This is a genomic window from Thalassotalea euphylliae (assembly GCF_042682785.1).
In the GTDB taxonomy this organism is placed as follows: Bacteria; Pseudomonadota; Gammaproteobacteria; order Enterobacterales; family Alteromonadaceae; genus Thalassotalea_F; species Thalassotalea_F euphylliae.
Genome location: NZ_JBHUIB010000001.1, coordinates 1,063,907 through 1,088,302 on the forward strand (window position 1 = coordinate 1,063,907; position 24,396 = coordinate 1,088,302).

The window sequence follows — 24,396 nt, forward strand, 5'->3', positions numbered from 1 at the left end:
ATCTAGATAAAACCGCTGATATTGCAACTAATTTTAGAACATCGAAATTATTTTGAGATCCGTCAGGTCAATACCAGCACAACAATCTGTAATGGGAAAACCATGAAAAAGTATATTTACCTTCTTACCACTCTAGTTAGTCTGTCTTTTTCAAGCGCAATGGCAGCGAATAAGCCAATTGCTGAAACACAAGAACAAGTAGCGCCACTGCTCAATGGCCAAACCATCCCGTCTGTGATTGCACAAACCATTGATGGCAAAGACGTTGATTTAAAAGAAACGTTAACGGGTAAAAAATCTATTTTGTTTTTCTACCGCGGCGGTTGGTGTCCATTTTGTAACACGCAAATGGGACAGCTAAAACAAATCGAACCACAACTTAAAGCAATGGGCTTTCAACTCATTGGTATTTCAACTGATGCACCAGCTGATTTGCAAAAGAGCATCAAAGACATGTCATTAGAGTACGATCTGCTGTCAGACTACAACTCTAACGTTAGTCAGGCATTCGGTCTTGCTTTCTTCACATCACAAAAAGTGACTGATCGTTACCTAGCTGCAATGAAACTGGGCAATCCACTTCAAAAGAATGCAGCAGGAGAGCCACGCTTAGTGCTGCCTGTGCCTGCAATTTATGTAGTTGATGAAAATGCGTTAGTGCAATTTAGCTATGTTAACCCTAATTTCCGTGTACGCTTACACGAAGACTTGTTGTTACTTGCTGCAAAACTTGTGAAATAAGTTGAAGCGAATTCTTCATCGATTTCCGCGCAAAAAGCGTTACTATGAAGTTATTCTATGATGGACGACGGGGCAAAATACGATGAAATTAATCGCCAGTGTTGTTTTGGTGTGTACCGCGCTTGCAATAAGCGCTTGTAAAACAACACGGACAGTGGAAGAGGTTGCACAAGAAAAAGCCATGGAAACAAAGCCAAGTTCACTTGATGTGCTAGTTTTTTTAAAATGGAAATTGCAGTCACTAAACGGCAGTAACGAAGTCAAAGGCGCAGGTGGAAAAACGCCCTACTTAACTTTCGATAAAGCGACAAAAAAAATCAATGGCTTTGCCGGGTGCAATAATTACTTTGCGTCATATACAGCGGACGAAAACAACGTGTCATTTAGCCAATTGGCAATGACACGAAAGTTTTGTCAATCTGGTATGGAGCTGGAAGCGTCGTTTGCAAAAACAATGGCGGAAGTAAAAAGCTACAAAATTGATTACGCCAAGTTATTTTTATTGAATGAAGATGGCAATACGGTAGCTGAGTTTATTCGTGACTGATCACAAAAGCAGTGTAAACCTTTGAAGAGAGCCAGCATTTTGCTGGCTTTTTTATTGCCTTAGCTATAATTCATCTGACACATTGCCAGTAAACCAACAGGCATGATAAATTAGCACACAACTTGTATATACAATTTGGTGATTTATGACAGATAGCTTTACGCTAACGTCTGGCAACGTGCCTCTTCTTATTAGTATGCCCCACAATGGCCATGCTATCCCCGATGATATTGCTGCAACCATGACAGACGATGGCCGCTCTAGTCGTGACACCGATTGGTTCAAAGACAAACTCTATGATTTTGCTCAAGCGCTCGGAGCATACACCATATCACCTACCTACAGCCGATTTGTGATTGACCTGAATCGCGATACTGCCGGAACGAACCTTTATCCGGGCGCAAACAGTACAGAGCTTTGTCCAACAACAGCATTTGACTTAGCCCCGCTATATCAAGATGGCAAACAGCCAAATGCTGAAGAAGTTGACAGACGAATCGCCCTTTACTGGCAACCCTATCACCAAGCATTAGCGGCCACACTGACAGAGATGAAAGCTAAATTTGGGGTAGCAGTGTTACTTGAAGCGCATTCAATTCAGTCACATGTTCCTCGCTTTTTTGAAGGACGTTTACCTGATTTCAACTTCGGCACAGCCGATGGTGCAAGTTGTTCACCAGCTATGTTACAAGCGGTTGAGAACCTAGACTTAATGCCTTATTCACGTACGACCAACGGCCGATTCAAAGGTGGTTTTATCACACGTGAATATGGCGACCCAGAGAACAACATTCACGCTCTACAGCTTGAACTTTCACAAATCACATACATGGATGAGCAAGCACTCACTTACAATGAAGAATTGGCAAAAAAAGTAAAGCCTAAGTTAAAGGCTATGGTTGAGGCACTTATCTCGTTCGCACAACAGGCAAAAACATAACAATGAAATTATTTGCACATCACGTGTTATTACCTACAGGTTGGACACAAAACCAAATTATCACCATTGAAAATGGCGCAATTGAAGCGATTACATCAGGCAGCATTGAACAAGCGGATACCTCAAAACAGATAGTGATACCTGGTATGGTTAACTGTCATTCTCATGCATTCCAACGCGCTTTTGCTGGCTTCAGTGAGCAAGGTAGTGAAGGAAATGACAGTTTTTGGACCTGGCGCAAAATCATGTACCAATTTCTTTCAAAGCTAACGAATGATGACGCGCAACTGATCGCTCAGCAGCTATATATTGAAATGCTCAAACGCGGCTATACCCGTGTGGCTGAATTTCACTATTTACATCATGCAGAAAACGGTCAGCCATACCGCGAATTGTCCACCATGGCGAAAGCAATTTTTGATGCCGCTAAAAATTCAGGCATAGGTCTGACATTGCTCCCCGTGTTATATCGCTATGCCGGTTTTGGTGAACAACAACCTAATGACGGGCAGCGCCGCTTTATTAATTCTATAGAGCAGTTTAATCAGCTAATTGACGAGTGTTTTTCATTAAGTGAACAATACGAGAACACCAACGTAGGTATCGCACCTCATTCATTACGTGCAACCAACAAATCTGATATTGAACAAGCGGTTGCACATGTGCGAAGTAAAGATGCAAACGCCCCCATTCATATCCACATTGCCGAGCAGCAACAAGAAGTGAACGATTGCTTAGCGCATTATGGAGAGCGACCAGTAGAATGGCTTTATAACAACATTGATGTTGATAAACACTGGTGCCTAATACACGCAACGCACATCACTGAAAAAGAACGCAAAACTATGGCTGACAGCGGTGCGGTAGCTGGCATTTGTCCAACCACCGAAGCAAATTTAGGTGATGGTATTTTCCCAACGACAGAATATTTTGGAGAGCAAGGAGTGCTGGCCATTGGCTCTGATAGCCATATCAGTGTAGATCCGGTAGAAGAGTTACGCTGGTTAGAGTACGCACAGCGTTTAGACAAGCAACAACGTGCGTTACTGGCAGATAATGCAACACCATCTGTTGGTCAATATTTGTGGCAGCAATCTGCCCAAGGTGGCGCGCAAAGTACCAGTACGAATACGGGGGAAATCGCGGTTGGCAAACAAGCTGATTTACTTGTGTTAGATGACAACACATTAGCTTGTTACGCGAATAGCCCTGCCCACTGGCTTGATAGCCTAATATTTGCGACCAATGACAATTGCGTCCAAGATGTGATGGTTAATGGCCAATGGGTGATTGAAAACGGTAAACACCCGCTTGAAGTGGACACTAAACAACGCTTCAGTAAACTGTTAGCAAGCCTGTCAGCGTAACGTAGCGACCAGTGGCTGAGATCTAGGGTCTTCGATGACTAAACACGCACTCATTACCGAATCTTCTCGTGCTGTTGTCACTATCGACAACGGCAAAGTGTCACTTGGTAAGTGGAAAAAAGACGTCGTCGCCTCTGAGCAGCCGCTGCAATTGATGCTCAACTGGTTTGGGCAAGCATCACAACAATGGCAATCCAAACAGCTGGCGATTGTTATGCGCTCGCCAGGTGATGATAAAGCCTTAGTCATTGGCTTCTTGCTCACTCAACAAGTTATCGCATGTGTTGATGATATTAAGCACATCACGTTTTCTGATGAAAATGTTGCCGACATCACACTAGTCGAGTCGTTCGAACCTGACTGGCAAGCATTAGCGCGTATTTTTGTGAGTCATTCTGGATGCGGGGTATGCGGGCAGAGTCAACTCAAACAACTAGCGACGCAGTTTGATGCACGAACATCCAATACGCCATGGCTGAGCATGGACGAGATACTGACCCTGCCGGCTAAACTGCAGTCAGCACAAGCAGCTTTCGTGCAAACAGGTGGCATGCACGGTGCTGGTTTAGCATTTGAGGGCAACATTCAACTCATCGCCGAAGATGTCGGACGGCACAATGCCGTAGACAAAGTTATCGGCCAATTACATCAGCACAAACTAGCCGGTGAGCTGAGTGAAGAATCAGATCTTCACTTAAACGCAGAAAAATCAGTGTTAGTGCTCAGTGGCCGAATCAGTTTTGAGCTTGTCCAAAAAGCAGTTGTCGCCAATATTGGTGCGATCATTGCCGTCGGTGCACCATCAGATCTTGCCATCGCAACCGCTCAACAATTCAACCTACCGTTAATAGGCTTTGTGAAGCCTACTCAAGCTAACGTATATTATGGATATGAGCAGCTAATTCTTCCTAGCTAGGGTCATTATGAGTTTCAAAAAGTATCAAGGTGCAGCTGGCGGGTGGGGTGCACTTACAAGCACTGCAAAACACCTGTTAAAAAGCGAAAACGTCGCCAAAAACATCAAGAACTTGCTAAAAACTAATCAGGATCAAGGATTTGACTGCCCTGGTTGTGCTTGGGGAGAAAAAGATGAACCAGGTCGCTTTCGATTCTGTGAAAACGGTGCAAAAGCAGTGAACTGGGAAGCAACACGCAAGCGCATTCCAGCCGATTTTTTTAAGCGGCATAGTGTCACTTGGCTAAACAAACAAAGTGACTACTTCCTTGAGGATCAAGGCCGGCTGCACCAACCGCTGCGTTATGATGCTGCAACTGATAAATACCTGCCAACGTCTTGGCAGCATGCTTTTACCGATATCGCAAGCCAACTCAACGCGTTAAAAGACCCAAATCAAGCTGAGTTTTATACCTCTGGTAGAGCAAGTAACGAAGCAGCATTTCTGTATCAGTTGTTCGTTAGAGCTTTTGGTACAAACAATTTTCCAGATTGCTCAAACATGTGCCATGAGGCTAGCGGCGTTGCCCTAAAACAATCTATTGGTGTCGGTAAAGGTACTGTGACTCTCGAGGATTTTGAACACGCTGATGCTATTTTTATTTTTGGGCAGAACCCAGGAACAAATCACCCGCGAATGTTAGATTCCTTGAGCCATGCCTCTCGGCGTGGTGCGACAATCGTTACTTTCAACCCTCTCAAAGAACGAGGATTGGAACGCTTTACGAACCCCCAGTCACCCAAGGACATGCTAACCAACCAAGCAACAACTATTTCAAGCCGTTATTTTACACCGAATCTAGGTGGCGATATGGCTGTTGTCCGAGGCATGGTGAAATACCTAACAGCGCAGCATCAGCAAAAAATCGAACAAGGCAGCTCGTTGTTCGACCTCGAATTTATAGAGCAACACACGCAGCATTTGGATGACTACCTCACTATGGTCGCCAATACGTCTTGGCAACGGATAGAAGAGCAATCAGGCTTATCGCAGGACGACATAGAGCAAGCAGCGAAGCTCTATGCAAAAGCAGAAAATGTCATCATCACTTGGGCCATGGGTATCACTCAGCACAAGCACTCGGTCGCAACTATCCAAGAAATCACTAACTTACAGTTGCTCTTTGGCCAAATAGGTAAAAAAGGCGCAGGGCTGTGCCCAGTAAGAGGGCATTCCAATGTGCAAGGTGACCGCACCATGGGCATTAATGAGAAGCCTGATAAAACTTTTCTTAACAACCTTGGCAAGCACTTTGATTTTAGACCACCATCAACACTAGGTCACAATACCGTACAAGCTATAAAAGCTATGCTTACCGGCGACAGTAAAGTATTTATTGGCTTAGGCGGCAACTTTGCAGCGGCTACACCAGATTCAACGGTCACTGCACAAGCGTTGTCACAGTGCGAACTTACCGTACATATTGCAACCAAGCTTAATCGAACACACGTAAATCCTGGGAAAAATGCATATATCCTCCCTTGCCTGGGCCGCACTGACATCGATATTCAAGCGACAGGACCACAACGTGTTACCGTAGAAGATTCCTTTTCCATGGTACACGCTTCATCAGGCGTTGTTGAAAGTGATATTGGTGAGATGCTCTCTGAGCCTGCAATTATTGCGGGGATAGCGGACGCAACGCTAGGCAATCAACCTGTTGATTGGCTTACATTAGTAGGGAATTACGACTTGATTCGCAATCACATTGAAGCCGTCATTCCAGGCTTTTCAGATATGAACATAAAGCTTGATCAACCCGGCGGCTTTTATCTTGGGAACAGTGCTGCTGAACGCAAATGGCTGACACACTCACAACGGGCCGAGTTCACTTCTCACCCTCTTCCCGAGGCAATTATCTCAGAGAAAATACGTTCACAATCACAAAATCCAATATTGGTCCTCCAAACACTCCGCTCTCATGACCAGTACAACACCACCATTTATGGTTTCGAGGACAGGTACCGAGGCATTTCTGGTGAGCGTAAGGTATTGCTACTGAATGAAAAAGACATTACCAAGCTCGGTTTTAGTGCTGGAGAACTAGTCGATATTGCATCTTTATGGCTTGATGGCAAAAAACGTGAGGTGACGGGCTTTACGCTGGTACCGTATGATATTCCAATGGGGAACGCTGCCGCTTATTTTCCTGAAGCTAACCCGCTTGTTCCCCTCGATAGTGTAGGTGATGGCAGCTTCACACCCACGTCCAAATCCATCGCTATTGTGTTAAATAAAACGGCGCAAAAAACACTGATTAAAACAGATTTGTATACTTACTGATGGTTTTACAAACCAACTCTTGATTAACGCGAGCAAGTTTTTGATCACGTTTTTTCGTCTCACAATATTCTCGGTAATACTTCTTTACAGCGGGACGTGATGCTGTGATGTCTTGCAGGTGTTTCTGTTCACTTGGACGAAATTGATTAAACTTAGGTTCCAAATCCTTATAGATCCTGTCCGACTTTAGCCTGACTTTCGTGTCAGTCGCATCTGAAAACGCCTCCAATACATTGTCTTTTTGCTCTTCATACCACTCTGTAAGCTCTGGTTGAGGGTAGAAGTGTAAAAACACCGCGGCAAACACGATTAAGATCAATAAATTTTTCATAGCTTGGCATATAATAGTTAAGTGGTTATAGGATAATAAAAAAAAGTGAAAAGTTAAACGGGTCAACCGAACCACATTTTTCGTATTTCGATGATATCAACTCCTGTATTTTTTGAGAGCAAAGGCGCAGCGTGGACGATAAAACTAAGCAGTCAGCAGAAATAAAAAATATCCCTGTTAAGAACGTAAAAATTCATCAACCTAAAGGTACCTCGCAAGAGCAATATAAACCGAGGGATCAAATTTATGTTCGTAAGGTAGAAGGTGTCTTCCAGCGTTTGCGACAGAAAATGAATTTTGTCTTTTTGTTCATGTTCGCAGCCATTCCATGGATAAACTTTAACGGACAACAAGCCGTCCTTTTTGATATTCAAGAGCAACGATTCAACATTTGGGGCATGACCCTTTGGCCACAAGACTTAACGCTATTAGCTTGGCTTTTTATTTTGTCAGCGTTTCTCCTTTTCTTTGTCACAACCTTCTTGGGGAGGGTGTGGTGTGGATATATGTGTCCTCAAACGGTGTGGACATTTATCTTTATATGGTTTGAAGAGAAAATTGAAGGTACCGCGAATCAACGCAAGAAGCTCGATGCGCAAAAAATGGATGCTTCGAAGTTTTGGAAAAAAGCACTGAAACACTTTTGTTGGCTATTTTTCTCGTTACTGACCGCACTCACTTTTGCTGGCTATTTCACCCCAATTCGCGACTTATTCGTCGACTTTTTCATTTTTGACGCCTCATTTGCGGCAGCAGCAGTCGTTTGGTTTTTCGCCTTTTGTACATACGGTAATGCCGGCTGGATGCGTGAAATTATGTGTCTCCATATGTGTCCATATGCACGTTTCCAATCAGCCATGTTCGACAAAGACACCTTAACGGTTTCTTATGATTACAACCGCGGAGAAAGCCGAGGCCCTCGCGGAAGAAAACAGGATCCAAAGGCGCTGGGTTTAGGCGACTGTATTGACTGTAGCTTATGTGTGCAAGTATGCCCAACAGGCATTGATATCCGTAACGGCCTGCAGTATGAATGCATTAACTGCGGTGCATGTGTTGATGCATGTGATGGCGTAATGGAAAAAATGAATTATGAAAAAGGCTTAATTCGCTATACCACCGAACATGAATTACAGGGCAAGAAAGTGCATATTATGCGTGGCAAACTTGTTGGCTACGCTACCTTAATGATCATTATGACATCATTACTCGGCTTTGAGATCATGAATCGGGAGCCTGTCGCGCTAGATATCATTCGTGATCGAAATTCGCTAGCTCGTGAAAACTTCAAAGGTGAAGTAGAGAATGTATATACCTTAAAGATTCTCAACAAGTCACAACAGCAACAGACATATAAGTTGTCTGTCACGGGTATCGAAAACGCGAGCTGGATTGGTGACAGTGAAGTAACCGTTGATGCTGCTGCAGTGTTCACGTTGCCGATAAGCATTGCTGTAGACCCTTATGAATTAGAGAGCTATATGACTGATATTGAATTTGTTATCGAGCAAGTTGGTAATGCAGATGTTAAGCTAACGCACGAAAGTAGATTCTTTAAAAAACGTTAATGGCAGTATTTGATTTTTCCTCGCTGACGCCTGACCTTATTCTCGATGGGCTAGAGTCAGTGGGATGTTATGCTGATAGCGGCTTGTTGGCGCTAAACAGCTATGAAAACCGTGTTTACCAATTCCAAACCGACACCGGTGAACGATTGGTGACTAAGTTTTATCGACCACAACGGTGGTCACTAGCGCAAATTCGAGAAGAACATGAATTTGCGCTTGAGCTCGAGGGACATGAAGTCCCTATGATCGCTCCGATGGTGCGTGACGGAGAAACCCTATTTGAGCACCAAGGTTACCATTTCGCACTGTATCCATGCCGCGGCGGGCGCATATTTGAAGTGGATAATCTCGACCAACTTGAATGGATGGGTCGCTTTATTGGCCGCATCCACGCGATTGGCGCAAGTAAACCATTTGCTCATAGACCAAGTATCACTACCGACGAATTACTCACTCAGGCACGGGAAACAATCGTCGCCAGCGGCTTCGTTCCGCGAACGCTAGAAACCGCATTTTTTACGGTATTAGATCAAGTCGTTCAGCTAGCAGTCAGCCAATATAAGCCAACATCTACAATACGATTACATGGAGATTGCCACGCGGGCAACATTTTATGGCGCGATGAACATGGCCCACACTTCGTTGATTTAGATGACGCGAGACAAGGACCAGCGATTCAAGACTTATGGATGATGTTGTCAGGCGACAGGTCACAACAAATGTTACAAATGGATACCATGCTTTGTGGCTATGAAGAGTTCTATTCATTTGAATCAAGTGAACTTGCGCTGATAGAATCTTTACGTACAATGCGGGTAGTCAATTATATTGCTTGGCTATGTAAGCGATGGGGCGACCCCGCGTTTCCGCGCAATTTCCCGTGGTTTAATACAGAAAAATATTGGGAACAACAGGTGTTGATGCTCAAAGAGCAGCACGCTGCATTGGAGCAGCCACCGTTAAGTTTACTACCTTAAAGGATCAACTATGAAAAAAGTATTTGCGAGTTTGTTGGTAGCTGTTTTACTACCTTTCGCAGCCGTTGCCGCTAACTATGAAGAAGGTAAGCAGTACACTAAAGTCAGTGAGAACTTATCTAAAAAACCAGAGGTACGCGAGTACTTTTCTTTCTACTGCCCGCATTGTCTGCGTTTTGAGCCGTTCTTTGCAACATTGAAGAAAAAGTTACCTGAAAATGTAGCTTTTGAACGTAACCATGTCGACTTCCTACGTGCAGCGTCGCCAGAAATACAATTCTTAGTGACTAAAGCACTTGTCACTGCGCAACAGCTAAACGTTGAAGAAAAAGTGGTTGCCGCTATTTTCAACTACATTCAAGTTCAACGTGCAGCCATTACCGAAGAGAAAGACGTTCGTAACCTTTTCGTGCTGAATGGTGTAGACGGTGAAGCATTTGACAAAGCATTTAAGAGCTTCGCGGTAAACAGCAAAGCGAAGTTAATGAAGAAGAAGCAAACCGAATTAGTGCAAAAGCGCGCATTAACAGGTGTTCCTACTGTTGTTGTAAACGGTAAATACCGCATTAATGTCGATAAGCTAGATCGCAACAACTTCGAACAAGACTACATTAATCTTGTTAACTACTTGGTTGCGCTAGACAGTGCAAGTTAAGTAGAGGAAATATGTAAAAGCCTAGCATTCGCTAGGCTTTTTTTTTGTCTTTTTACACCAAAGAAATACAACCAAAGCTATGGCGATTGCTACTAATCCGTAAGTGATAATTTGCTCATTGCCTGCTGACAATTTAAGGCCCGCGCCGGCCAGTGAAAAAATCACCATCTGAGGAACAAAACCGATACTCGAGCCCAAAATAAATGGCAGCGTTGGAATACGTGTAGCACCCGCAACAACGTTGGTTAGCCAATTACTGCCAAGAGGTAGAATGCGAATAATTAAGGCTTTTACAAAGGTGTCGTTTGATAAAAATTCATGAACAACCTTGGTTTTATCAGGAAAGCGCCGCTTAACCCAATTTGCGAGCAAAAGTTTTGCAACAAGGTATGTGGTAAAACATCCAGTAATGGTTGCCAATAAAGCGATAGCTAAGCCTTGGCTAAACCCCAAAATAACCCCTGCACTCAGTGCCGCCACTTGCCGTGGCAATGCCAGCGCGGTTGCAACAGACAGAAATAAATAAAGGGCTAACATGCCCTCTATTGATTGACCAAACCAATCCAGTCCAACAATGGCTTGATTTAACGATTCGATATTACTGTAACCCTTTTAGCAATTTAGCTTTTGCTTGCTCAAACTCTTCTTCTGACAAAAAGCCTTCTTTTCGCATTTCAACCAATTGGTTTAGCGCAAAGACAACTTCTGTGTCTCGCTTCATCGAGTCAGCACTACCTGTAGACTTCGAAGCGCCTTCTACATCAACGGTGTTACGAGTTCTCGTTTTAGATGCCGATGTTTGAACCGTTACCTGTGTTTCTAATGCTTGCTTAGGTGGCTGGACAAATTTCTTTATCGATCTGTGTTGTTCTTCTTTTTTGACAGAACTGCGTTTCTCGAGAGTTTCCGGCGCAATTATCGCCGCACTGTCCCAACAACAGTCGACAACAAATTCTTGCGCTTTGTCGTAATTAAATCGTGTCATACGGTTACTGCCCTTACGGAAGTAACAAAACAGCTCTGTTTGTTCACTATGCTTATCCACAAACGTTAATGAAACAGTACGCCAGCTGTCATCAGAAAGCTTTTTCGTGCGCTCTTTGGCGAATGCTTCTCGTAATTTATCTTCCGCATCATTTGAAAAGGACGCATTAACATCAACAACACCCACTTGAGCACCGTTGATATATATGGCTAAGGAAGATAGTTCATGATAACGAAGCGTGCTTTCAGGCTCTTCCTGCCTTGCTTTGTAGAACCCAATGACTTGGTTGGCAGCATCAAATTCTGCTTTCACGTATTTTTTGGCAATAAAATGCTTGGCTGAATGCTTTTTCACATAATACCTGCGCGCGACTATCGCACAAAGCAGCGCCAACAGTATTATCGCCACGACAACCAACATGTACTGCCACCAACGACTGCTCTGCCCGATTGCTGACGGAGATGAAGCTTGAGCTTCCCCTGCTAGCATCACTTTCATTAATCGTTGAACGTGGCCGTTGCTCGGTTGATAGATCAAAACTTCGTTGTCATGGTCGGTAAATAGCTTGATTGGTTCATTTTGCTGAAAAGACCAAACCAGACTCGGTTCATCATTTAGATCGCTAAGCTGATATATACTCCAACCACTGTCATCCTTATCAGCAAAAACTAATTTATTTCGAAGGTAAGTGTGCTGATTTCCGGTATATCTCAACATATGATGCACACCAGCAAGCGAGTTAATCGTTTGAGAGCGTACAATCGCTTCTTTGTTTTTCGTTCCTTCTTTGACCTCATCAATTTGATGAGAATTATCGATAGTATGATCAACAATTAACGTGTCTTTTATGCCAGGCAACCAGAATAACCCCGTCAATTCACCTAGGCCATAAGCCCACAGCTCTGAGGGAATAGCAAGGTCTGCAACGAAAGGGTTATCGTTAGGTACCGTGTAATTTTTTAGTCCAAATGTGCTTGGTTCAATTCTCAGTACGGCACCAGAATATAGCGGATGCTCTTTTGCGAATTCGGCATTCTTAGATGCAGACAAGGTAAAAAATAGTTGTCCAAAGTCATCATTCCAAACACGTGAATAGGGATTGAACGAGAGTAACGTAACTCCCTCAACATCATTGGGTAATCCAATATTCATCACCACACGCTGACTGTTTGGCTGCACAATGAATTGTTCGTCTAGGAGCCATTCGGAAATAACCGCCGTATTGGGGTAATCACTCCCATTACTCTTTGGTGGAAGCAACCGTTTCTGAGACGGTTGTTTAGTCACATAGGCAATGTAGACTTTGCGATAGCCGTCCTGGTCTCGAATGGCAAAATTAGGATGAATCGTCATCGCCGTGAGAATGGCATCGGGGACTAAATAATTAATATCGAAAACTTTAACCAGCGGCGCATCATTACGTTGCTTCAAGTCGACAACGTAGATCTCGCCACTGTCACTGACCGCAAAAAATTTGTCCTTCTGATTAGTTATTGGCAATAAGTCACTGAGTGTATTAATTTCCTTGGGTAGCTCAGCTATGGTGTCGACCGTTAATTGAAACGCTTGGCTCACCGTCGATATGCCAACAAATATTAAGACCAAAAGATTGGCCAATACATTTTTCATCATGTGCTTAAGTTTTCTTCATCCTTGTACCATTACACCTAATATTATCATACCAATGTGACGAAAATAGTGCCTATAGGTGCCATTTAGCCACTCTTTTCAATAATTTATCTATTTTGGTAGCACGTGGACATTCGACGCATCTATTTGCTGACTTTTTTGCTGATTATTCGCGTAGCTTATTCGCCCTTCAATAATCACAGTAGCACCTTCTTTGCCATGCTCAGCTAAGTACTTCGCTTGCTGCCCCCATACTTGTACCGGTCTCGATACTTGGTGCGCCACCATTGTTTGCTTGTGTTCTGCATATGCAAAGTGGTGAATCGATACATCAAATGCAGCAAGCGGTGCACCACTGTCAGCATTGAGTAATCGAATTGGTGAATCAATAGATGCGCTGCATGTGATGTGATTGATACTTTGTGTAAAGCCTTTTGGAAAATGCTGCATGCTTGTCGCATGAATCACCTCTTTCGGCTCTGACTTATTATTCACGATATAGCCTTTTACTAACACTATATCGCCTTTATTTGCATGAATAAGACTATCTTCAACCAATTTCCCAACCACTTTTATATGGTGATAGCTGGTCCACTCCTTGTTATTACCGGCTTTGTCTTTCCAGCGATGAGTGGTTGCCACAACCACATCTGTAATAGCCATCACTGGGTTTGCCAAATAACGAATATCAGGTTTAGCAACCAAATTACCCAGAATTGTCACATCGCAAATTTGATGGTTAGCATCTATCGCTTTCATAAAATCTTCTCATACAAAAAAAGCCGCACAATGCGGCTTTTCTATTAAAACACAGACAATTAATAGGCGCTATTGTTCGCTATTTTGTTTTGACAAACAATAGTCAATTGCCGTCGACAATAACTCTTTTGCGGTTTTGTCATTTGCAGGCAATTCATCATCACATTTAGCAATCGGCGTGACTCTCTCACCCCATTTGATATATCCCGCGCCCCATGTCAGCCCTGCACCGAAAGCTGCTGTCATAATATTTGCGTCTGGTTTAACACGGCCTTGCTCAACGGCCTCACATAATGCAATAGGAATAGTCGCCGCTGAGGTGTTACCGTATTTGTCGATATTCACCATGACATTTTCATCGGCCAGCTTAAACTGTTTCTGTAATGCCGCAATAATACGAAGATTCGCTTGGTGCGGCACAAGCAAATCAATGTCATCAATCGACAGATTCGCTTTCTCAGTGACATGAGTAGCGCCTGCTCCCATCGCCTTAACTGCACGCTTAAAGATGTCCTGACCTATAAAGTTGATATCCAACGCTGTTGGTGGGTTTTCATAGCGATCCATGTCAGTACCAAATCCGCGCACTTCTAATATGTCGCGCGCCTGGCTGTCACAACCTAATTTGGCTTCTAGCAAACCTACAGGTTTGTCGGTCGCTTCAATAACCACCGCACCTGCGCCATCACCAAAAAGTACGCAAGTTTCACGACGAGACCAGTTCACAAACCAACTCATTCGCTCTGCACCAATAACAATCGCTTTCTTAATTGCACCCATGCGTACTTGTGCGGTTGCGTTTTGAAGCGCGTATAAAAAGCCCGTACATGCAGAGTTTAGATCAAATGCTGCTGCATTATGCGCACCTAAAATTTGCTGTACTTTTGAAGACGTATTAGGGATTAACGTATCTGGGCAGGATGTGGCGACAGCGATTAAATCAACCTCTTCCGGGTCGATACCGGCAGTTGCCAGTGCGCGCTTGGCTGCTAGTGCTGCTAGCTCAGCTGTGTTGACATGAGAAATACGGCGAGCCTTAATACCTGTTCTGCTGGTTATCCACTCATCACTTGTATCAACGAAAGTCGCTAAATCTTCATTTGTTAAGGTTGCTGGCGGTATACATTTACCCCAACCTGTAATTTCTGCGTATTTCATTTCTACCTCCACATCACTGCTCACTTCGACTGGTGCGCTATTTTACTGATCTGGTACAACCATTGAAAGTGTTGTTACAAATTGATACGCATGATGCGTGTAAACCTGTCATCAATTTGCCACGTTACTGTCACGGCCCTGTCAATAAATGACCATATCATCGACGATTAAGCAAGCTAAAAAGTTGTCAGCTATGCAGTTAGCTCAGCACGTTTCAAACCAAAAAAAGACGGCTTCGCAGTACATAAATTTACTAAACCATATTGAGTGTTTGGTCAGCAAAGCGTCAATTACCCCTCATGATGAGGGTTGTCAGGCATACATTACCGAGCAATTACAAGCGCTCGGGTTCAGCGTTCATCAATTTAATCACTATGGGGTCAGCAACTTAATTGCGACAATTGGTGAAGGTGATACCAGAATTGCGTTTGCTGGTCACACAGATGTGGTACCAACAGGAGATATTGCGCTCTGGAAAAGTCATCCTTTTCAACCTACTTTTGTCGATGATGAAATCGTCGGACGTGGTATTGCCGATATGAAAGGCGGTATTGCAGCAATGATGGCTGCCATTGAGAAAAGCGTCAGCAGCTGGGATTTGAACGAGTATACCTTCATGTTATTAATTACCAGTGACGAAGAAGGTGAGGCAGAGTTTGGCACCAAATCGATTGTGCAATATTTACGAGAACACCATTTGCTGCCTGAATTGTGTATTGTTGGCGAGCCTAGTGCCAGCAAGCAAACAGGTGACGTGATTAAAATAGGTCGCAGAGGCGCAATATCTGGTGAGCTTAAAATACAGGGTAAACAAGGCCATGCTGCCTATCCCCAATATGCCAACAATGCTGCGCATATTGCTTCCGATATTGCCTCTTGGCTCAATCACTTAAGCTGGGATAGTGGGAGTGATGACTTCCCTGGGACCAGTTTGCAAATCACCAGCATAGATACAGGACCGTGGACCGATAATATCATTCCAGGTGATAGTACGCTGTGCTTTAATATCCGATACAGCCACGTATATAACGAACTGGGCATTCGCCAACGCATCGAAGATGGTTTGATGCAAATACAACAAGACATCGCTATTGATTGGCAGCGCCCTTGTATTCCCTATTTCACGAATGCACCCGAATACGGTGTCAACCTCGTGTCTGAAGTTGAACAAGCAATTTACTCGGTGTGCAAACGTTTTCCACGTTTATCAACATCTGGCGGAACATCCGACGGCCGATTTATTGCAGAAACAGGTTGCCAAGTCGTTGAAGTCGGCGTGCCAAATAACACCATTCATCAAATTAACGAACGCGTAAAACTCACAGACCTTCAAACATTGCAAGATATCTATCAAGCACTCCTCACCAAACTCATGGCTAGTTAGTCGTCAATACTTTAACGTTAATCTAAGAGGACAACCACTAACGGCGACAAGCTTCGCCACTAGTGGCTATGTTCGGGTTTTCTATGCAGATTTAGTGAGTTCTTGCGACAAATAACGCTGACGTTTTTTCGGTTTTAACTTTTCGATATCGAGCAGTACCAAACCATCGATACAGTCATTAAAATCTTTATCAACGCCGAAGTCGATAAACTGAACACCGCCTTCTTCCGTCAATTCACTGTACTGTTTGTAGAGCGTTGGCACGCTAGTGCCCATGTTTGCGAGGAGATGCTTCAACTGAGCAAAGTCTGCTTTATAGTCATCACCAGTAAACTGGCTTTTGAGTTGCTCCATCGCTGGCTTATTAATCGTAAATGGCGAACGAGAAGGCGCTATCTCGCGATCCGCACCAAAATACATCTGGTAAAAATACACCAGCAACTCTTTCGCTGATTGAGGTAAAGCATTACTGATAGTGACCGGGCCAAATAGGTAGCGATATTGCGGATACTTCTGTAAAAAAGCGCCAATGCCATACCATAGATAATCCAGGCTGCGCTTGCCCCAACATTTAGGCTGTACAAAACTTCTACCGAGCTCCAAGCCCTGCTCCAGATAGGGAGACATACCCTCTGTCAGCTCAAATAAAGTGTGAGTGTATAACCCTTCCATACCAATTTTTGCGATAACATCTTTAGTATCAGCCAAGCGATAAGCACCAACGATTTCTAACTCATCGTGATCCCATAAAATGAGGTGTAAATAATGGCTGTCGTATTTGTCGATATCACGTCGCAAGTTACTACCTTCACCGACCATACGAAATGCAATTTCCCGAAGCACACCAACTTCTCGCATGATAGGGTCATTTTCTTTTGCACGGTGCAAGTAAATGGCCTTACCGTCTTGTGTATCTCCCAAGTATTCGCATTGTTTGATAGCTTTTTTCAACACCTTACGGTCTTCAGCGGGCGCTATTGGACTTTGTGTTTGAAACACATCCGCCTTGCCATTTTTTAAACGGTATAAGTGCTTTTTAAATAGCTTAGTCTTAGTTTTTAAGTCCAACTGCATACTGCTGTAACTGTCATACGGTATTTGGCGACCAATGCGCATAGGAATATCTTTTTGCTGCTGTTTGAACATTTCGTTCACCAACATCAAGGTTGATGCCGGCTTATACATCATCGAAACACCGTAAAACGCTGCCGAGTTCTTAGCTTGAATATACACAGGAATGACAGGCGCTTTTGCCGATTGCGCGAACCTTAAGAAGCCAGAATGCCACTTAGTGTCTCTAACTCCGTTAGGTCTAATTCGAGAGACTTCGCCCGCAGGAAATACAATAATGGCAGCATCCATGTCTAAGTGTTCTTGAATAGCTTTTAAGTTTTCCTTTGGTGTTTTACCGCCCGTCATATTATTTACTGGCAGTAATAATGGACTGAGTGGGTCGAGCGTCATTAAAAGACTATTCACAACCACTTTTACGTCCCGCCTTATGTCTGCAACCATTTTAATCAACGCCAGACCGTCAATGGAGCCAATGGGATGATTAGCAATAATGACTGCGCGACCAGAACAAGGAATATTTTCGCGCTCCGAGTCTCGCACCGAATAACTGACATCAAACATGTTCAACACTTGTTCAACAAAATCGAACCCCGTTAAATGCGGGTATTGCTGTTCAAATGCCTGGAATTCTTTCTCATGAAGTAGGCCTCGCAGGGCTGCTTTTACTGGCTTCTCCAGCCAAGGTTTGCCTGAAATAGCAGGTAGGTTTTTTGCTACGACATCGTCGACACGAAACATTTTCGCTCTCCGTTTAACTCAAATACACCATAAACGCGTTTACTACACGTCAATGTGAGCAACCTTAGAGCGAATAAATGAAACTTCGGTGACAACGATGTGATGCTTTTATGACCATCAACTGGCCAGTTGAATCACGTCCAAATTCTCTTGCATAACGGTCCAGTAAGTCAGCGACAAATCACCGCTGGTGCTCTCGGTTAAAGCGCTGCAACTTTCTATCCAATCACCGTCATTGCAATAAGTTAAGCCATTCTGTTCCACAATCTCTGGATGATGAATATGGCCACATACGACGCCATCTAAACCATGGCGAGCCACCTCTTTAAGAGTCGCTTCTCGATAACGGGCAATGGCTTCGTTCGCTTTGTGAAAACGCTTTTTGATGTAAGCAGCAAGTGACCAATAATGCCCACCTCGCATACGTCGAAAATGATTGTAATGACGATTAAGAAACAACAAAAAGTCATACAGTTTGTCGCCTAACCACGCTTGCCATTTGGCCAGGCAAACTTCGCCATCAAAATCATCACCGTGTAAAACCAGCAAACGTTTACCCGTTGCTGTGGTATGGACAATACGACGCTCTATTTCAATGTTGCCAAACAGCATATTTGCATAAGGTTTAATAATTTCATCGTGATTACCCGGAAGATACACTACACGGGTGCCATCTACTGATTTCTGATACAAGGCGTGAAGCAACGTATTGTGACTTTCTGGCCACATAAAGCGCCGTTTAAGCGCCCAAAAGTCGACGATATCGCCAACTAAATAGAGGGTATCCATGGTATTGTGTTCAAGAAAGTCGAGAAGAAGTTCGGCTTTACAATCTTTACAGCCGAGGTGAATATCAGATAACCAAACCGTGCGATGATGTTGCTTCATGACAGGCGCTCGTCAGCCTTTTACTCATGAGCACATGCTAAGAAGCAGATATGTCAGATCTGTGACACTTTTTTAAAAGCTTGCTGACGGTTTGATGACCAAATAATGAACGCTTTTGGTCATCTACGGTTTCCCAACAAGATCTGCTATTTCACAGTAAACGCTAGGTGTGGTTTAATTTTTCCGCCGTTTGCAATGCTGGTTTGGCACTCAATCATGCGGTCAGTAGAAACACTATATTGATCAGCCATCACGTCAATAAACGCGTGCATCCGATCTTGACCACGTTTACGCAGCGCTTTGCGCTGCTTGTCAGTAAGTTCTGATTTTTTTGCCACGTTAAGTTCTGGTTCAATCAACACCGTTGGACATACGGTAAGTTGCAGCTCAGGTTTATCTTTTAGCAGCTGGGCAAGCTTGCCAACATAAGATAATTGCGCTTCAGACAATTCTTCTTGTCCGATAGCATACTCAAGATCATTAACCGTAAGCTCAAACAAGTTGTCTGTCGCCATCATCGCGATATTCACTACCGTTGCGTACGGCACTAATGACTGCAACAAATAGGTTGTTGCACCTTGCTTAATGGCCTTAGTCGTCACTAACGAAACTAGGCCAGTCAAACCAAAGTTGGGGTCATCAACAGCGCCGGACAATGGCACTTCAAGTTCAAAATTCCCTTTATCGTCAGTTAGTTGATTGATCACTGTGTTGAGTGGTAAAACCGTTGATTCTTCTTCTTTTTGGTGATCGAGTTGATAGTCTCCTAAGGCAATCGCTCTGATATTTGTTTTTACCTTGCCGGAAATTTGTTGTTGCTCAACACTAAAATCAAAGTCTGAGTATAAGGTACCTCTTTTGATAGCGTATCCCATAGCTTCAGAAATATAAGGCGAGTAAGGCACCAGATTCAACGCGTTTATTGACCCTTGCGCAGACATGTCCCGCTGGTTAGCAAACAAATCAATGGTACCACTTGCGTTGAAACTTCCCCGCTTACCGATATTGGCTGCTACATCAAAATCAGTTATCGCACTACCGCTTAAATTGCTAATGCCATTGAGCTCAAACTTTGTCACTTTCACTTCTTGTTCAACTGCGGGTGAAACTGAATGATCGAACAAAGCAATAACGGGTTCATCAACTAAGCTGAGCCGCTTGATGCTCAACCCAAACACTTCATCTGTCGAAGCCGCGGTGTCTGATGATTCAGCAGCTACAGGTTCTATTTCTATTAGGTTGTCCAAGAGTTGATCGGCACTTTTGTAAACCACGATGCGGTCTGCGTCTAACACAATTTGCTCTGCCATAAACTGTTTCGACGTGATGTTTGCAGACTTCACTATAAGCTGTTGAAAAACTAACAGAGGCTCTGGCACTTCACCCTCTTCAAGTACAATGGTTTTAAGCTGGCTCGGCTTAACCAAAGTACCTTGTGTAACGTTCAACTCCTCAATGTTTAGTGAAGAATCTTTTGAAGAGTGGTTAAGCGTAAACTGTGACGAAAGTTCAGCTATCTTCGCAATTGTTGACTGACTATTGTCAGCCAGCCAATCGATCCCATTTACGCGCAAACTACTCTGCGCAGTATCGACAAAAACACCTTGCGCAGCGTCCATCGATACTGACAAGCTATTTGCCTTCAATTCGGCAGACTCAATAGTTAATTGATGATCACCTTTAAACGGTAATGATGATTTGAGTGAAGAGACCTTGGTCGACAACGTATCACTGGCCACTTGAATAATACCGGGCACCAAATTAACACGAAGGTTGCCATCAAAAGACAATTGTCCTTGTTCTACAGGCAGACCAACAGACAACAACTGATCCAGCTCTACCATATCAATATCTACGTTCAGTTGACGTAATGTTACACTCTGTTGCTCAGATTTTTGTTGGTAACTGCCCTCAACCGCAATGGTATTATTCAGCCAGGTTAAGCCCATCTCAACGTCGCTTAAGATATTACCGTCAGTTAGTCTAAAATTCTCAAGCGCTAAATCAGTCACTTTAACTGGTGCTTGCTCTGCAACTAATAGCACTTCACTGTCAGTCACCACTACGCTACCAACAGCAATAGCTAACGGATTTTGGGGTACAGTATCTGCGCTAGCAGCTATAGACTCTGCTGCGCTCTCCTGTTGCGCTTGATTGATATCTGAATTCGCATTATTCGCGACATTGTTATCAGAGTCGCTAGCGGTTGACTGCTCAGCAAGAAAAGTATTAAGAACCGGTACACTCAATGAGAGTTTATCTATTTCAACATCTGCAACCTGGATATTCCCCTGCCACCATTTAGTGTATTCAGCATCAATCCTAAGGTAGCCAGCGGAAAATAGCTTGCCACTCGTATGGTTAATATCGAGATTGCTGACCTCGATGTTCAGGTGAAGTAAATTGACCGACAGCCCACCAATATCAACTTCAAGGCCAAGTTCAGCAAGCGATTTATTCGTATAATAATTTGCTATACGGGCTAAGTTTGCCCATAGCAGGCCAAGCAGTATAAGAAAGACTAATGTAAAGAGAGGGAACTTTCTGTTTTTCAACATCTTAGAAGGTGAATATAGCCAACCATGTTGTCATCATATGGTATGTTAATGAACTTTGCATGACTTTATTGCCAGCAAATGTTAGAGAGCAAATCCTAGTGATTACTCATCACTTCAATAATTTTACTCATCAGCTTTTCTTTATCGATAGGTTTTGGCACATGAGCATTCATACCTGACTCCATATAGGTTTTCACTTCAGAAGCGAGTACATTGGCAGTCAATGCGATTATAGGAATATCTTGATAAAGCTCGCCGCTACTCCTTATTCGTTTAGTTGCCGTCAACCCATCCATGTTAGGCATACTGATATCCATCAACACCAAATCATATTTCGCGTTATCAAGCATATCTAGCGCGATAACACCATCAGCCGCAATATCGGCACGACCATTTTCACTCGCAAGTAATTTTTGAATAATGACCTGATTAATCTTATTGTCTTCAGCGACGAGTATTTTTAAAGATGACAGATCACGACCAGTATTCTCTGGAATTCGGTTTTCTTCCTTGTTAATAGCCGCTTGAATGGTATCAAACAAACATTTGTCTTCACACGGTTTCTCCAGCACATCAAATACAGGTAATGCGAAGGACTCCTTGCCGAGTTCATCTTTGCAATAGGCCGACAATATGATGATCGGCGCCAAAATGTCATATTGCTGTTTAAAAACGCGCATCAACTTACTACCCTTCATATCGGGCAATATCCAATCCATGATAATAGCGTCAATATTAGACGCTTCATCGCGAAGTTTTCCTAATGCCGCTTTACCACTTTTGCATAGGACGACATCAGCATTCATTTTTGTCAGGCAACCATAAAGTGCCTCCCTTGCCAGTGCATTGTCATCAACCACCATTAATTTTACTTTGTTGGCAAACTGCAGTGATTGCTCCGTAGTATTAATGACACGTTCATTAGTTCTCACATTGAGTGTTGCTATAAACTCACTGCCTTTTCCTGGCTGACTGTTAAAGGTGATATCACCGCCCATTTGTTCACACAATTTTTTGCTGATGGAAAGGCCCAGTCCTGTGCCACCATATTGTTTTGATATGGAAGAATCAGCTTGAATAAAGGCGCCGAACAAATTTGCTTGTTTATCACGCGTAATACCAATACCCGTATCAATAACAGTAAATCTGAGTTGATAATTTTGATTTCCGGCTGGTGCTATTGACCTGCCGTCGATAAACACAGAGACCTTACCGTGATGGGTAAACTTTGTTGCATTTGAGCATAAGTTAAGGAGTACTTGATTAATGCGCACCACATCGCCAACCAAATCGGTACTAATGTCATCATCAAGTTCCAGCAGAAATTCTATACCTTGCTCTTTGGCATCAAATACAAACGTATCTTTAAGCAACGTTGCCACGCTGTGCAAGCTAAAAGGTTGTGCATTAATATCGAGTTTGCCTGACTCAAGCTTAGAGAAATCAAGAATGTCGTTAATAATGGTCAGCAAGTGTTTCGCAGATAGCTCTATTTTGTCTGCATAGTCAGCTTGCGTGTCATCAAGTAACGTATCTTTAAGCAGCGTTGTCATCCCGAGTACGCCGTTCATTGGTGTACGAATCTCATGACTCATATTGGCAAGAAACTGAGACTTAATGCGTACCGCATTTTCAGCTTCTCTATTGGCTTCTTCAAGCTGCGCGTTTTGCTCTACGAGCTCTTTGGTTTTCTGTTCAACCGCATGGGCTAAAGTCTTTTGTTGCTTGAAAGCATTCCTAAATAGCAAGGCCAAGGTGAGCAGAAACAAGGTGGCAAACGCATTAACAATGATCATCAATTGACTCGATGTCGTGCTGACAACATTTTTTGGGGCCACATAAAGTTGCCAAGTTTGATCGGCAATCGTCAGTGGTCTTGTCAGCCACTGGCGCTGGTCGCTTGAAACCGGCTCACTGGTAAATATATTGTCATTCAAGTGATAGAAGACACCGTTGCTGTCGGCCAGAATTACTTCATGCTTTGCCAGCAAAGGGCCATTTTTTAACGAATCAAAAACACTAGTTAAAATATTAGCAGACACCATAAAGCCAGAAACGCTGTGTGTTTGCTGGCTAAAATCCAATACCGGATACACAATAAAAAAATGCAATTGATTGACGGCTGGAATCGGCATTGAAAGTGGACCAATAAACGGCTGCATCGTTAGCTTTGCCGCCATGGCGTGCTCATACACGGGCCTTTGTTTACCTAAATTACGCCCGATAAAATGAGGATGAGCGCGCCTCGGATAGTCATACATAATAGCGACGACATGCTTTTGATCTTTCGCTAAAGGCCGGGGTTCCTGCGCAATGTAATCAAAATCAAAAATCGAAAATTGTCGAAACACAGGATCATCGCTATCTCGTACTTGTTGCTCGATAGCCGATACTTGATCCGGCACTGTGTTCACCAGAAATGTTAAGCGTTGCTCATTAGCTTCATCACCGTAAACAAGCTCAATCATTTGTTCAAATTCACGCGCGCTTACCCAATTCGAACTACTGAAAAGATTAGCAACAGAAGCGACTTGAAACATCCGACGATTAATATTCGACTGCACTTCCCTGTGTATTGTGTCTGCTTGAAAGCCAAGCTCTTGATTACGTACTTCGGTTGCTTGCTCGGCAACATAGCCATTAACCAACCACAATATCGCCCCACCTACCAGCAGGATGAGTAGGGGAAGCAGGGTAATACGGGTTAACCCTGAGTGAGTTGAGAGTTGGTTTGAGCGCTGCATTGGCCACCCTGAGATGCTACTTTATTATTTTTCAGTACGTCGCCACTAATCAATGTGCAACAGACCTAAGTGTAATCTAAACCTGTGAAAAATCAGGTCAAATTTACGCGAGTT

19 protein-coding genes are annotated in these 24,396 nt (G+C 43.5%); 10 read left to right on the forward strand and 9 right to left on the reverse strand.

Going from position 1 to position 24,396, the window contains the following annotated elements:
• The first annotated feature begins 102 nt into the window (after positions 1-102).
• From ACFSJY_RS04840 to ACFSJY_RS04865, 6 genes are all read left to right on the forward strand, one after another.
• Positions 103-741: a peroxiredoxin-like family protein gene (locus ACFSJY_RS04840; RefSeq protein ID WP_386031671.1), complete on the forward strand. Its 639-nt coding sequence runs from the start codon at positions 103-105 to the stop codon at positions 739-741.
• Positions 742-823: 82 nt separating this feature from the next.
• Positions 824-1,288, forward strand: coding sequence for an META domain-containing protein (locus ACFSJY_RS04845; protein ID WP_386031673.1), 465 nt, complete (start codon positions 824-826; stop codon positions 1,286-1,288).
• A gap of 145 nt (positions 1,289-1,433) precedes the next feature.
• Positions 1,434-2,228 carry an N-formylglutamate deformylase gene (gene hutG, locus ACFSJY_RS04850; RefSeq protein WP_386031675.1) on the forward strand — a complete coding sequence of 265 codons (795 nt, stop codon included), beginning with the start codon at positions 1,434-1,436 and terminating at the stop codon, positions 2,226-2,228.
• Between the two features lie 2 nt (positions 2,229-2,230).
• On the forward strand, positions 2,231-3,595 hold the full coding sequence (locus ACFSJY_RS04855; RefSeq protein WP_386031677.1) for a formimidoylglutamate deiminase: 1,365 nt from the start codon (positions 2,231-2,233) through the stop codon (positions 3,593-3,595).
• 34 nt (positions 3,596-3,629) lie between these two features.
• Positions 3,630-4,511, forward strand: coding sequence for a formate dehydrogenase accessory sulfurtransferase FdhD (locus ACFSJY_RS04860; protein ID WP_386031679.1), 882 nt, complete (start codon positions 3,630-3,632; stop codon positions 4,509-4,511).
• 7 nt (positions 4,512-4,518) lie between these two features.
• Complete coding sequence (locus ACFSJY_RS04865) at positions 4,519-6,834, forward strand: FdhF/YdeP family oxidoreductase (RefSeq protein WP_386031681.1); 2,316 nt, start codon at positions 4,519-4,521, stop codon at positions 6,832-6,834.
• On the opposite strand, the gene ACFSJY_RS04870 is transcribed toward ACFSJY_RS04865, so the two are convergent.
• Positions 6,809-7,165: a hypothetical protein gene (locus ACFSJY_RS04870; RefSeq protein ID WP_386031683.1), complete on the reverse strand. Its 357-nt coding sequence runs from the start codon at positions 7,163-7,165 to the stop codon at positions 6,809-6,811. The two genes, ACFSJY_RS04865 and ACFSJY_RS04870, sit on opposite strands and share 26 nt — an antisense overlap.
• A gap of 131 nt (positions 7,166-7,296) precedes the next feature.
• Between ACFSJY_RS04870 and ccoG the strand changes: the two genes are divergently transcribed.
• From ccoG to ACFSJY_RS04885, 3 genes are read left to right on the forward strand one after another with little or no spacing between them, the layout of a single operon-like run.
• Entirely contained in the window at positions 7,297-8,733 is a 1,437-nt protein-coding gene (gene ccoG, locus ACFSJY_RS04875) for a cytochrome c oxidase accessory protein CcoG (RefSeq protein ID WP_386031685.1), read from the forward strand.
• Positions 8,733-9,710: a serine/threonine protein kinase gene (locus ACFSJY_RS04880; RefSeq protein ID WP_386031687.1), complete on the forward strand. Its 978-nt coding sequence runs from the start codon at positions 8,733-8,735 to the stop codon at positions 9,708-9,710. The genes ccoG and ACFSJY_RS04880 overlap by 1 nt, the downstream gene beginning before the upstream one ends.
• Positions 9,711-9,720: 10 nt before the next feature.
• Positions 9,721-10,365 carry a thiol:disulfide interchange protein DsbA/DsbL gene (locus ACFSJY_RS04885; RefSeq protein ID WP_386031689.1) on the forward strand — a complete coding sequence of 215 codons (645 nt, stop codon included), beginning with the start codon at positions 9,721-9,723 and terminating at the stop codon, positions 10,363-10,365.
• A 21-nt stretch (positions 10,366-10,386) separates the two neighbouring features.
• Here ACFSJY_RS04885 and ACFSJY_RS04890 read toward each other — a convergent pair whose 3' ends face one another.
• The 4 genes from ACFSJY_RS04890 to ACFSJY_RS04905 all read right to left on the reverse strand — a co-directional run bounded on the left by ACFSJY_RS04890 (position 10,387) and on the right by ACFSJY_RS04905 (position 14,896).
• Complete coding sequence (locus ACFSJY_RS04890; RefSeq protein ID WP_386031691.1) at positions 10,387-10,902, reverse strand: TVP38/TMEM64 family protein; 516 nt, start codon at positions 10,900-10,902, stop codon at positions 10,387-10,389.
• A gap of 61 nt (positions 10,903-10,963) precedes the next feature.
• Complete coding sequence (locus ACFSJY_RS04895) at positions 10,964-12,982, reverse strand: SHOCT domain-containing protein (RefSeq protein WP_386031693.1); 2,019 nt, start codon at positions 12,980-12,982, stop codon at positions 10,964-10,966.
• A 108-nt stretch (positions 12,983-13,090) separates the two neighbouring features.
• Positions 13,091-13,738, reverse strand: coding sequence for a single-stranded DNA-binding protein (locus tag ACFSJY_RS04900; protein WP_386031695.1), 648 nt, complete (start codon positions 13,736-13,738; stop codon positions 13,091-13,093).
• Positions 13,739-13,807: 69 nt separating this feature from the next.
• Positions 13,808-14,896, reverse strand: coding sequence for a ketoacyl-ACP synthase III (locus ACFSJY_RS04905; protein WP_386031697.1), 1,089 nt, complete (start codon positions 14,894-14,896; stop codon positions 13,808-13,810).
• Between the two features lie 148 nt (positions 14,897-15,044).
• Between ACFSJY_RS04905 and dapE the strand changes: the two genes are divergently transcribed.
• Positions 15,045-16,280, forward strand: a complete 1,236-nt coding sequence (dapE, locus tag ACFSJY_RS04910; protein ID WP_386031699.1) for a succinyl-diaminopimelate desuccinylase — start codon at positions 15,045-15,047, stop codon at positions 16,278-16,280.
• An 81-nt stretch (positions 16,281-16,361) separates the two neighbouring features.
• Here the strand turns inward: dapE and olsF are convergent, their stop codons facing one another.
• From olsF to ACFSJY_RS04930, 4 genes are all read right to left on the reverse strand, one after another.
• Complete coding sequence (olsF, locus tag ACFSJY_RS04915; protein WP_386031701.1) at positions 16,362-18,092, reverse strand: bifunctional ornithine lipid synthase OlsF; 1,731 nt, start codon at positions 18,090-18,092, stop codon at positions 16,362-16,364.
• A 117-nt stretch (positions 18,093-18,209) separates the two neighbouring features.
• Positions 18,210-18,980, reverse strand: a complete 771-nt coding sequence (locus ACFSJY_RS04920) for a UDP-2,3-diacylglucosamine diphosphatase (RefSeq protein WP_386031703.1) — start codon at positions 18,978-18,980, stop codon at positions 18,210-18,212.
• 146 nt (positions 18,981-19,126) lie between these two features.
• Positions 19,127-21,538 carry a DUF748 domain-containing protein gene (locus ACFSJY_RS04925; RefSeq protein WP_386031705.1) on the reverse strand — a complete coding sequence of 804 codons (2,412 nt, stop codon included), beginning with the start codon at positions 21,536-21,538 and terminating at the stop codon, positions 19,127-19,129.
• A 95-nt stretch (positions 21,539-21,633) separates the two neighbouring features.
• Positions 21,634-24,282, reverse strand: a complete 2,649-nt coding sequence (locus ACFSJY_RS04930) for a response regulator (RefSeq protein WP_386031707.1) — start codon at positions 24,280-24,282, stop codon at positions 21,634-21,636.
• Positions 24,283-24,396: the final 114 nt, after the last annotated feature.